Raw genomic sequence first — 11,994 nt, forward strand, 5'->3', positions numbered from 1 at the left:
GGGGTGCCAACCGGCAATTCCACGCTAGCGTTTGCGCCGCAACATGCTCAGGTCGCTGCGACTTGTCACCCGCAGCAGCAATGCCAGGACGGCAAAAACGATGGCGCCGACCGCGATGATGAGGCCGGTCGCGACAACCCGGTGCGCCGTGACGGCATCTCCTTCCGGCCAGAATGCGAGGATACTTGCCCATGTTGCGGCGGCAAGGCCGGCGCAGGCTGCAAGCTGACGCGGCAGGAAGCGCTGGAACCTTTCGTCAAAAACCAGAAAGCCGCGACGCATCAGGGTCCAGGTCAAGAGGGCAGCGTTGACCCAGGCGGCCACCATCATGCCGAATGCCACACCGACAAAGCCGTAGCGCGGCGTCAGGGCAGCGCTGATGGAGATGTTCACCAGCACCGAGACAACCGCGAACTTGAAGGGCGTCGTGGTGTCCTCGCGGGCAAGAAAGCCGACGGTCAGTGCCTTCAGCCCGACATAGGCCGGCAACCCTGCAGCCATGATGAGCAACGCCAGCGCGACTGCCTCTGAGTCCGAGGCTGTAAACTTGCCGCGCTCGTAGAGCGTCACGATGATCGGCTGCGCGGCCACCATCAATCCGACCATGGAGGGTAGCGACAGCAGAAGGCCGAGCTCGAGGGCCCGGTTGTGCATGCGCATCGCGACAGCCGGGTCGGAGTCTCGCAGGGCCCGGGTCAGGGATGGCAGGAGAACGACGCCGATCGCGGTTCCGATCAGCGCAAGCGGCAATTGATAGAGCCGATCCGCATAGTAGATGTAGGAAATGGCGCCAGGATGCAGCGATGCGAGGATGGTAGACACGACCAGATTGATCTGGGTGACGCTGGCGCCGATGAGACCGGGCAGCATCAGGCGGCCGAGCCGCCGCACCTCCGGCGTCAGCCGGGGCAGGACGAGTCGCAGGACGATTCCGGCTTTGTGGCAGGCGCCGGTGAGGAATAGGAACTGCGCCAGCCCGGCGCCGACTACCGCCCAGGACAAGGTCTGGGCCACGCGGAAGTCGTCACCCTCGACGAACCAGAGCGTCGTCACCAGAACCAGGTTGAGAATGATCGGCACTGCCGCAGTATGGGCGAATTTCTGCAGGCCGTTGAGCATCCCGCCCTGGAGCGAGCAGAGCGACATGAAGAGGATGTAGGGAAAGGTGATGCTGGTGAAGAGAACCGTTGCCGCGAATTTCTCTGGCAACACATCGAAGCCGGGTGCGAAAAGCTGGATGAGCCAGGGCATGGCGAGTTCGGCGGCAAGGGTCAGGGCCAGCAATAGCATCAGCATGACCGACAGGACCTGCTCGGCGAAGCGCCGCGCTCCGCCCGCCCCCTCCTCCACCATGCGCCGGGTAAAGATCGGAATGAAAGCGGCGCTGAAGGCACCTTCGGCAAACATCTGCCGCAACAGGTTCGGCAGGCGCATGGCGACGATGAAGGCTTCCGCCATTGGCCCGGTGCCGAGAATGCCGGCGATCAGGATTTCGCGGACGAAACCGAGCAGCCGGCTGATCAGGGTCATGCCGCCGACCGTTGCGACAGCGCGGAGAGAGAACATGGCGTGCGGCGATCTCGTTGGTCGGCTGCGTCAGGGGGAAGAGGTCAATTACGATGCTGAATGCGTCTCTACCACAGCCAGGATGATTCCGGCGAATGCCCTAACCCGACCCGGCTGACGTGTCGCCATAACGTGCTGAATTTATGGCCGAGTTATGGCCCAAATATTCTCTACTAGACAGATAGATTTAATAGTGTTTATTTCTCTACGTCGATCGGATGCGACCGAGCGATACATCGACCGGACCACCCTGTCACTGTCTCCCTGGAGGCCAGGATGTTGTTATCAAACGGAAAAATGTCGAACCTTTTGGGTCTTCTGGTGGTCATTGCCGCCCTTCTACACCCTGATCCCCTGCGCGCGGAAAGCCAATTGCTCAACGTTTCCTATGATCCGACGCGCGAGTTCTATCAGGCATACAACGCAGCTTTCGCTACCCACTGGCAGGCGCTGACGGGAGAGAGTGTTACCGTCAACACCTCCCATGGCGGCTCTGGCAAGCAGGCCCGCTCGGTGATCGAAGGACTGCCCGCAGATGTCGTCACCCTGGCCCTGGCGCAGGACATCGACGAAATTCACGCCAAGGCGGACCTGCTCCCGGCCGACTGGCAGCAGCGCCTGCCGCACAACTCCACCCCCTATACCTCAACCATCGTCTTCCTGGTCCGCAGCGGAAACCCAAGGCAGATTCGCGATTGGAGCGACCTGATCAGGGACGACGTGGCGGTCATTACGCCAAACCCGAAGACCTCCGGTGGCGCTCGCTGGAACTATCTGGCGGCCTGGAGCTGGGCTCTCGCCCAGTCGGGCGGTTCGGCGGAAACCGCCAGGGACTTCGTGCAGGAACTCTTCCGCCATGTTCCGGTCCTTGATACAGGTGCGCGGGGCGCCACGCTCACCTTCACCCAGCGCGGCATCGGCGACGTCCTCCTGGCCTGGGAGAATGAGGCCATGCTGGCGATCCAGGAGTTGGGCGCGAACTCCTTCGAGATTGTGGTGCCATCCATTTCCATTCTGGCCGAACCTCCGGTCGCACTGCTTGATCGCAATGTCGATGCACGGGGCACGCGCAAGCTTGCCCAAGCCTATCTGGAATACCTGTACGCGCCGGAGAGCCAGGAACTGGCAGCGCAACATTTCTACCGACCGCGCGATCCAGCCATCGCCAGCAAGCACGCCGCAACCTTCCCGGCAGTCCAGTTGTTCACCATCGAAGATGTGTTTGGCGGCTGGGCCCAAGCGCAGGCGGCCCATTTTGCCGCCGGCGGCATCTTCGACCAGATCTATCAGCCGGCAGACTGAACCGAAAGCGAGCCGGTTCCGGGACCTTCCCGGCCGCAGGCTGCCAACCCGGTGAAGCCAGACCGGCTGTGCGCGGTCGCGGTGACCGGGCGAGGCATTACCTGCCGCTGCGATGCCGCCACGAACCTTCAGGTCGTGGCGGCATGCGGCAACTCCTTCGGCAATTGCCGGCGGCGCGCGGTCACGCCCGCGCGGCACAGCAATCGGCGCCGTCCCGTCAACCTTCGATCACCGCCGGGTGCTGAGGCGCGGCATGAGGTGCGAGATCCCCCGGCTTTGCCTTTGCATGGTTGGATGCAATGAAAGTGTAGAAGACCGGCAACACGAACAGGGTGAAGAGGGTGCCGATCGACAGGCCGGCCACGATCACCACCGAAATCGACAGGCGACTTGCAGCACCGGCACCACTTGCGAACATCAGGGGAATAAGGCCGGCAACCATCGCCGCGGTCGTCATTAGAACCGGACGAAGGCGCAGGCCGGCCGCGATCTCGACCGCCTCCAATTTGGAGAGGCCATGTTTCTCCTGCTGTTCCTTCGCGACCTCGCAGATCAGGATGCCGTGCTTGGTGATCAGGCCCACCAGGGTGACAAGGCCGACCTGGCTGTAGATGTTGAGCGTCGAGTAGCCAAGCGCCAGCGGAATCATCGCACCGCAGATCGAAAGCGGCACCGAGATCATGATCACCAGCGGATCGCGCAGGCTTTCGAATTGTGCCGCCAGTACCAGATAGATGATGGCGATGGCAAAGGCGAGGGTGAACCAGAAGGCAGCACCTTCCTGAATGTACTGCCGCGACTGGCCGGCATAGTCGATGGTGAAACCCTCAGGCAAAACCTCTTCGGCAATCTCCGCCATCTTTTCAAGGGCAGTACCCAGGGGAGCAGCCATCACGGCTGAGATGATGACGGCGTTCTGCTGGTTGAACTGGTTGAGGGCAATCGGCTGCACCTCTTTGCGCAGCGTCACCAGGCTTCCCAGCGGAATCGCCTTGCCGCTCGCCGTCCGGACATAGTAGTCGCCCAGCTTCTGCGGATCGAGGCGGTCTATCCGCGGCACCTGGGGAATAACCTGGTAGCTCTTGTTGTAGAGATTCATCAGATTGACGTAATTGCCGCCAGTCATGGTGGCGAGAGTCTGCGCGATCTCCTGCATGGTAACGCCATAGGCCGCCGCCTTGTCTCGGTCGACCTCGACGATTGTCTGGGGCTTCTGGAACTTCAAATCGGAGTCGAAGTAGAAGATTTGGAACCCGGCCTGGTAGAGGCGCTCCTTGAACCGCTCCACGACATCGTTGAGCGTCACGTAGTCGGCGATGGTGCTGATCACGAACTGGATCGGAATGCCGTCGGCACCAGGCAGGGATGGCACCGGAAACACCGCCGCATTGATGCCGGAAATGCCGCCGAGCAGGCCGGTGAGGTCATTGAGCACCGGACCCTGGTCGCGCGTGCGTTCATCCCACGTCTTCAGCACGGCGACGCCGAAGCCGGAGTTCGTGCCGTCGATTCCGTTGATGGTAAAAAAGCCGTTGATCTCGGGAATCTGGGCGACGCTGTTCTTCATGGCGTCGCCATAGCGGTCCATGTAGTCGAGATTGGCGTCGGTCGGGCCCTGATAGGCCATGAAGCCGGCACCCTGGTCCTCGACCGGCGCCAACTCCTTGAACATCAGCGCGACGAAGCCGAGACCGACCAGTGCCACGAGCACGATGAAGCCGAACACCACGGTCGCCGCCCGGTCACGCAACGAGGCACCCAGCATCCGCAGATAAACTCGGCGGATCGCATCGAACGTGACGTCGATGCGATGGGCGAGGCCGCGCTTGTCGGGGTCGTGCTTCAAGAGTTTCGAACACATCATCGGCGACAGAGTCAGCGCCACGATTCCCGAGACGATGACTGCGCCGGCGAGCGTCAGCGCGAACTCCTTGAACAGCGCACCGGTGAGGCCGGTCATGAAGGCGATCGGCGCATAGACCGCTGCCAGGGTGATGGTCATGGAAATCACCGGGCCGGCAATTTCACGCGTGCCGACCAGGGCTGCCTGGAAGGGGCTGAGGCCTTCCTCGATATGCCGGTGCACGTTTTCGACCACGACGATGGCGTCATCGACCACGAGGCCGATGGCAAGAACCATGGCGAGCAGGGTCAGCAGGTTGATCGAAAAGCCGAGGATCAGCAGCGCGAGGCAGACGCCGATCAGCGACAGCGGGATGGTGACCAGCGGAATGAGGACCGAGCGCAGCGATCCCATGAACAGAAAAATCACCACCATGACGATGAGAGCGGCCTCGCCGATGGTTTTCAGCACCTCCTTGATCGAGGCCCGGATAAAGATTGTCGCATCATAGGCCACCTGCATCTTCATCGATGCCGGCAGGTTGGCTTCGATCGAGGGCAGAACCTTGTAGACGTCGTCGATCACCGTCAGCGGGTTGGCATCCGGCGCCGTCTTGATGCCGATGAAGACAGCCTTTTCGCCGTTCACATAGACCGATGAATCGCTGCTCTCCGGCCCCAGTTCGACATTGGCTATATCCGACATGCGCACCAGCTGCGCACCTTCGTTGCGGATGACCAGGTCGCGGAACTCCTGCTCGCTGCGGAGATCGGTGCGGGCGGTGGTGCCGACCACATCGAAATACCCCTTGGCACTGCCGGCCGCGGCCAGATAGTTGTTGGCTTCGATGGCCGCCTGCACTTCGCCCGCGGAGATGTTGTATTGCGCCATCCTTTCTGGATCGAGCCAGATGCGCATGGCGAATTTCTGACCGCCGAAGAGTTCCGGGTCGGCAACGCCCGGAACGGTCGACAGCTTCGGCTGGATCACGCGAGCCACGTAATCAGTGATCTGGCCCGGATTCATCGCGCTGCTGGAGAAAGCGAGATACATGGACGCAAACTGGTCGCCGGTCGACTTCACGATCACCGGATCGTTGATGCCACGCGGCAGCAGCGAACGGGTCTGGTTGACCTTGGCGGTTACCGCCGTCATGGCAGCGTCGGGATCCTCGTTCAAACGGACATTGACCGTGACCACGCTGGTGCCGGCATAGGATTTCGACGTCAGATAGTCGATGCCGTCGGCCGTCGCCACCGCCTTCTGGATGGGGTCGGTGATGAAGCCCTGCATCAGGTCGGCATCGGCGCCCGGAAAGGTCGTCGTCACCGTGACGGTCGTGTTGAAGAGTTCGGGATACTGCCGAATCTGCAGCGAAAAGATCGACTGCAGGCCCAGCAGCAGGATCAACAGGCTGATGACTGTCGCGAGAACCGGTCGCTTGATGAAAATGTCGAACATGGCTTTGGTCCTGCTGCGCCCCTATTCCACCGGCACCTGATCGGGCAGTGCCAGCGTATCGTCCTTGACGACGGCGACTCGGGTGCCGTTGTCGAGCTTGAGCTGGCCCGACGTCACGACCATTTCCCCGGCCTCGACACCGGATTCGATGATGACGAAGCCTTGCCGCCTTTCGCCCGTGTCGACAATGCGCCGCTCCACCACATTCACGTCCTCACCAGCCTCGGTACGCTCGGCCTTGACCAGATATATATAGTCGCCATAGAGCGAGTAGCTGATCGCGGTCTGCGGCACGACGACGACGTCCATGCGTGCCGGGAGAAGTACGGCCAGCTTCGCGAACATGCCCGGCCGCAACAGGCCCTCGGCATTGTCGAAACGGCCCTGCACCTCGACCATGCCGGTCTGCTGGTTGACAAGCGGCTCGATGGCCGAGATCTCGCCTTCGAACTCCCTGACCGGATAGGCATCGGTCGTCATGCGGATCTTCTGCCCGACCTTGAGGTCGGACAGATCGCGCTGCGACACGCTGAAATTGACGAACATGATCGAGAGGTCCTGGATATTCACGATGGCCTGTCCGGCCTCCAGGTATTGCCCGACATTGATCTTGCGGATGCCGAGCTCGCCGTCGAAGGGGGCAAAGATCGTCTTCTTCTCGATCTGGGCCGCCAGCGCCGCGACCTCCGCCGCCGCAACGTCGTATTCCGACTGGCGCTGGTCAAGTGTGGCCTTCGAGATGTTGTTGGTGGAGAGCAGTGTCTCGCCGCGGGCAAGGTCAGCCCTCGCCAGCTTCAGCGCCGCCTGTGCCTTGGCAAGGTTGGAGCGCTCGACATCGGCATCGAGTTGCACCAGAGGCTGGCCTTGGGCGACGCTCTCGCCGGATTCGAAGCGGATCTGCTGCACCAGCCCCGGCACCGAGGAGTTGATGTCGACACCGCGGCGCGCCTCAAGAATGCCGATCGCGGCAACCTCGACCCCCCAGTCCTGAGCCTCGGCCGGAATGGCGGTCACGTTGATGACCGGGACTGGCATGCTTGCCATTTGTGCCGCCATGGCGGTGAACTTCGACTGGATCGTGTAGCCGATGCCGCCGAACACCAGGGTACTGCCGATCAGCATGAACAGCATCTTCCAACTGAAGATGCTGCGCAGCATGTTGCGGACAACCGAACCTGCGGACATGGTCGAACTCCTCAAACCTTCTCTTGTTCTTTCGCCTCGACGCCGGACAGCAGGGCCAGCGCCCGTTCGCGTACCCGGTCGCGCGTACTGTCATTCATGATGGGCGAGCCCACCAGGCGATGCAGCCATAACCCGTCCATGGCAAGGGCCACCAGCAAAGCCATATCGGGATCGTCGGAATCCTCGGTGAGACGCCGGAAGCCCTCGCTGATGGTCCCCTCCAGGGGCTCCAGCAGGCTGGGATTGGTGGCGATCGCTGCCAGCAACGCACATCCCGCCGGGTCGCTGGTCGGCGCCTCGGCATCAAAGGCGGTTGCGACCAGGGCTCGCGCCCACTTGTTCGGTCCCTGCGGCAGGACGTCATAGTGGCGCTGCTGGAGTTGCACGCATTTGTCGCTGAGATGCGCGACCATGCCCTGGATCAGCGCTTCCTTGGTCTTGAAGTGATAGAGCACACCGCCCTTGCTGATACCGGCAGCCCGCGCCGCCTCGTCCAAGGTCAGGCTGGCAACGCCTTGGGCGCGCACGACGGCAAGCGCGGAATTGATGATGTGGTCGCGGGTACTCATGTCCAGGAACGGCTTTGGCAATAATCGGGATGTTTGCTGCAGCGCGAAAACTATACCGTCCGGACGGTATAGTAAAGTGGGTATGGGGGCATTTTTCCTGGCGACGCCAACTATCTATAAAATCTTCGTTTTTTGCCGCCAGGGAGGAGTTTGGCGCGCCTTTGGCGGCGATCCTACGACATCCTTGACCACGGGGTCACGCAGGGGCCGTGGAACGGGTCCCTGCCCTGCCGGCCGCGACCAGGAGCGTCGCGGTGGTGCCGAGGTCGACCATGCTGGTGATTTCGAGGGCGAACCCGACGCGATCGCACAGCATCCTCGTAATCGGCAGGCCGAGGCCGACACCGCTATTCCCGGCAACATAGGGATTGCGCACCGAGCGCGAGAACGGGACGAAGGCGTTGCGCAATTCCTCCGCCGTCATGCCGACACCATTGTCGCCGATTTCGATCCGGCAAGTGCCGTCAGATCGCAATTGCCCCCGTACGGTAATGGTGCCGTTCGGCCGCGTGTACTTCACGGCATTGCTGAGCAGATTGGTCAGAATCTGCTTGAGCGGGGTCTCGTCCACCAGGAGCACAAGGTCGTCTGGGATCTCGACCTGCCACTGCAGCCGTTTTTCGGCAAATTGCTGCTCCAGCATGCGCCGGATGCCGGCAACTACGTCGCCCAGCACCTGCGGGTCACGGCCGCCGCTATCCAGGCCGTGATCGAACCGGGCGAATTCCAGCACCTGATCGATCAATTGCTGCAAATGGCGACCGAGGCCGATGATATCCGCGACATAGGAGCGCTCGCGCTCGCCAAGGCGGTCGGCGCTCGTCATTTCGATCATCTCGGAGAAGCCGATGATGCCGTTGAGCGGCGTCCGCAACTCGTGGCTCATATGCGCCAGGAATTCGGACTTGATCTGCCCGGCACGGATCGCCTCATCCAGCGCCAGCTGCGTCGCCTGAATCTGGGCAGACAGATTGCGCGCCATGTCGATCAGCGCCTCTTCGGTCTGCCGGATCTCCTTGAACGAACCTTGCGCCGGCAGCAGGTCTTCAAACTGGCCGCTCCTGACACGACTCGCATTGTGCTCCAGGCGGCGCAGTCCTGCCACGATCGGCTGCGACAAGGCGATGGCGGCCAGAACGGTGACGAGGGCAATGCCGGCGACCATCCAGAAAACCGAATCCCGCACCGAGGAAAACCAGCCGAGCGGCCCGGCACGCGGCACCGCGATGCCGACCAGCCACGAAAGGCCGCGAAAATCGAATGCACTGAGCTCAGCCAGATAGTTGACGCCTTGCCAATCGAGTGTACGGAAGCCAACCGGTTTCAGGGCACCCGGCGACATTCCGTGCCGCCAGACTGCAGGCAGCAGGGACTGGTCGAGATCGTCAACCGTCATCAACGCCTGGCCAATCGGCCGGACGATCTGTCGTGACGTCGGCTGGCGCGCCAATTCCGAGGCAGCGATGATACCAGCCTCGTCCGTCAACAGGAAGGCGCGCCCGCTGATCTCCGATTCCAGGCGCTGGAAAAACTGCGACATCTCGTTGAGCGTGATATCTGCGCCGATCACGCATTGCATGACCTCGTTTTCACATTTTGCCGGCCGCGCCACGGTGATGCCAGGCTGGCGCGTGGTCCAGAATACGTACGGCTCGGTCCAGCCGCTGTTGAGACCACGCGTCGCAGCCGCATACCAGGGCCGCAATCGTGGATCGTAGCCGTCCACCATCGTGGCATCCGGAACGATCTCCTCATAGAAGGCATTGCGCCAGGTAACCGTCACCATGCGCGCGCGACGCTGCTCCTCGATGGTCTTGAACATGAATTGGTCGCCGGTCACCGTCTGCACGCGCATGACATAGGTGAAGCCGCCGTCCTCGTAGCCGACATACATTCCGGCGAGATAGGGATGCGCCATGAGTTGTTGCCAGAGATAGCGCTGCAGCACTTGCCGGTCGGTCGCATCGAGCGTCCGCTCGCTGATCATCCTGGCCGTCAGGTCCGAAAGGCGCTCAGCCTGGCTGAGGAAGGCGACCGCTCGCGAGACGATATGGCTGGTCGCACTGCGCATCAGCGATTGCGCAGCTGCATCGGCCCCCCGCTGTGCGATGACCAGCCCGCCACCGATGATGGCCAGGGCCGCCATGCCGACCAGGAGCGGAAGTGCGATCAGCAGAACCGTTCGAACCGACCAGAAGGCCCGCATTGGCCGCCGTTTTCCCCTTACGTTAGATGACTTCAGGCCTGCTTCGGCCCACATGTGACCTTACATGACCGAGAAGGTGGTGCAAGCGAGGCCTGAATGCCGACGTCACACACTTATGGTAACCGACGCAGGGCCGATAACATCAGGACGTGGCGTCACGCCAAGACCAGGAGTCATACCCGCGGCCATCCTGCCGCCCTGACGTTTGGGCCCGCCTTCGGCGATCGAACGCGTAACATAGGAGTTGAAATCCGTCGCCGAAAACAGAAGCTCTTGCGGCGTCGAATGCGCGAGATGGGCGATGGCAGCGGTCGCGATGTCGCCCCCCCAGGTATCCTCGATCGTCATGGCGATCCCGAGGGCCTGGCAAAGGTCTCGAATCTGCCGCGCCCGCGTCAGACCGCCGACCTTGCTGATCTTCAGGTTGATGACGTCCATGGCGAGGTCGGCATGGCCCTTGAGGACGGCGCCGAGGGAATCGATCACTTCGTCGAGGATGAATGGGCGCGCCGTGCGGCGGCGAATGGCGAGACATTCCTCGTAGGACATGCACGGTTGCTCAATATAGACGTCGATATCGCGCACGGCATCGACCACGCGAGCCGCCTCATGCATCAGCCAGCCGGTATTGGCATCGGCGATCAGCACGTCGCCCGGCTGCAGTTCCGCCGCGCATGCCTCGATCCGTGCGATGTCGGTGTCAGGATCACCACCGACCTTCAACTGGAACTTGGTATAGCCATCAGCGCGGTACTGATGGACGCGTTCGGCCATCTCTGCCGGGCTCTCCTGGCTGATGGCGCGGTAGAGGGCAAAACTGTCGCCATAGCGGCCGCCCAGCAGGGTGACGACCGGCAGCCCCGCAGCCTTGCCGAGGATGTCCCAGCAGGCGACATCGATGCCCGATTTCACGTAAGGATGCCCGCGCAGGGCCTGGTCCATGCGCCGGTTGAGAACCCCAAGATCCCGCGGGTCGAGGCCGAGGAGCTTCGGCCCGATTTCCTTCAGTCCCGTGCGCACGCCTTCGGCATAGGCCGGCAGATAGGCCGGCCCCAGCGGGCAGACCTCGCCATAGCCGGTGATACCGGCATCGGTCTCGACCGCAATGACGGTGGAGTCGAACACGACCACCTGGTTGCCGCCGGACCACTTATAGGATCCTTCATGCAGCGGCAGTTCGACGCGATGGGCGCGGATGGCTGTGATCTTCATGCTTGAGGTCCCCGTTTTTGGCAGACCGAACCTAGCGGAAATCGCCGGCGATCAGAAGGGGGCTAATCCTCGGGCTCGATCTCGATATCGCTGGCCAGAACCTGCCTTGCCAGCGCCAGCGAGAACCCGGCGCGCGCCATGGCGGCGAGGTCGCGCTTCTCCTGGATGAGGCGTTGCGCGCCCGCGATATGTCGCGCGCGATAGGGGCCGAGGCGCCGGCGCTTGGCATAGGCGATCGCCGCCGCATGATCGGAATCGCCGAATTCCTCGGCCAGGTCGGCGATGGCCGCATCTCGCATGGCGCCGTCGACACCCAGCTGCGCCAGCTTGACCCCGATCTGGTGCCGCGATGCGCCACGCCTTGTCAGGCTGGCGGCCTTCATGGCGGCAAAGCTCCGGTCATCGAGCAGTTTGCGCGCCACCAGCGATTGCACGATCTCGGTGACCGCCGCCAGTAGCGGCGCCGGGTCTTCGTCGTGGGCCGCGGCCGACCGGCGGATGCGGCGCACCAGCATGTCCCGCACCCGCTTTTCGGTCGCGGCGAAGCGCGCCAGGTAATCGAGCGCTACCTGGTCGAGATCGTTTCGGGTGAGGCGTTTCGGTTTACGGGACTTCATCGTGCCAGCATGGCAGATTCGTTACCTGCCTGC

Annotated in this window: 8 protein-coding genes; 1 reads left to right on the forward strand and 7 read right to left on the reverse strand. The window is 62.4% G+C overall.

Annotated features, from left to right (window positions below; translation table 11 throughout):
• Nucleotides 1-24: 24 nt before the first annotated feature.
• A complete protein-coding gene (gene murJ, locus A8950_RS16175; protein ID WP_133614726.1) occupies nucleotides 25-1,566 on the reverse strand; it encodes a murein biosynthesis integral membrane protein MurJ in 1,542 nt (513 codons plus the stop codon).
• Nucleotides 1,567-1,842: 276 nt separating this feature from the next.
• Here murJ and A8950_RS16180 point away from each other — a divergent pair, with 276 nt between their 5' ends.
• Nucleotides 1,843-2,868, forward strand: a complete 1,026-nt coding sequence (locus A8950_RS16180) for a sulfate ABC transporter substrate-binding protein (RefSeq protein ID WP_133614727.1) — start codon at nucleotides 1,843-1,845, stop codon at nucleotides 2,866-2,868.
• A gap of 217 nt (nucleotides 2,869-3,085) precedes the next feature.
• On the opposite strand, the gene A8950_RS16185 is transcribed toward A8950_RS16180, so the two are convergent.
• The 6 genes from A8950_RS16185 to A8950_RS16210 all read right to left on the reverse strand — a co-directional run bounded on the left by A8950_RS16185 (nucleotide 3,086) and on the right by A8950_RS16210 (nucleotide 11,961).
• Nucleotides 3,086-6,172 carry an efflux RND transporter permease subunit gene (locus A8950_RS16185; protein WP_133614728.1) on the reverse strand — a complete coding sequence of 1,029 codons (3,087 nt, stop codon included), beginning with the start codon at nucleotides 6,170-6,172 and terminating at the stop codon, nucleotides 3,086-3,088.
• A 21-nt stretch (nucleotides 6,173-6,193) separates the two neighbouring features.
• Nucleotides 6,194-7,357: an efflux RND transporter periplasmic adaptor subunit gene (locus tag A8950_RS16190; protein ID WP_243735675.1), complete on the reverse strand. Its 1,164-nt coding sequence runs from the start codon at nucleotides 7,355-7,357 to the stop codon at nucleotides 6,194-6,196.
• 11 nt (nucleotides 7,358-7,368) lie between these two features.
• Complete coding sequence (locus A8950_RS16195; RefSeq protein WP_133614729.1) at nucleotides 7,369-7,926, reverse strand: TetR/AcrR family transcriptional regulator; 558 nt, start codon at nucleotides 7,924-7,926, stop codon at nucleotides 7,369-7,371.
• Nucleotides 7,927-8,122: 196 nt separating this feature from the next.
• Nucleotides 8,123-10,132, reverse strand: coding sequence for a sensor histidine kinase (locus tag A8950_RS16200; protein WP_166645232.1), 2,010 nt, complete (start codon nucleotides 10,130-10,132; stop codon nucleotides 8,123-8,125).
• A 105-nt stretch (nucleotides 10,133-10,237) separates the two neighbouring features.
• On the reverse strand, nucleotides 10,238-11,344 hold the full coding sequence (locus A8950_RS16205; protein ID WP_133614731.1) for a cis-3-hydroxy-L-proline dehydratase: 1,107 nt from the start codon (nucleotides 11,342-11,344) through the stop codon (nucleotides 10,238-10,240).
• 62 nt (nucleotides 11,345-11,406) lie between these two features.
• Nucleotides 11,407-11,961, reverse strand: coding sequence for a regulatory protein RecX (locus A8950_RS16210; protein WP_133614732.1), 555 nt, complete (start codon nucleotides 11,959-11,961; stop codon nucleotides 11,407-11,409).
• Between the last annotated feature and the right edge of the window lie 33 nt (nucleotides 11,962-11,994).

Source organism: Dongia mobilis (assembly GCF_004363235.1).
Classification (GTDB): domain Bacteria; phylum Pseudomonadota; class Alphaproteobacteria; order Dongiales; family Dongiaceae; genus Dongia; species Dongia mobilis.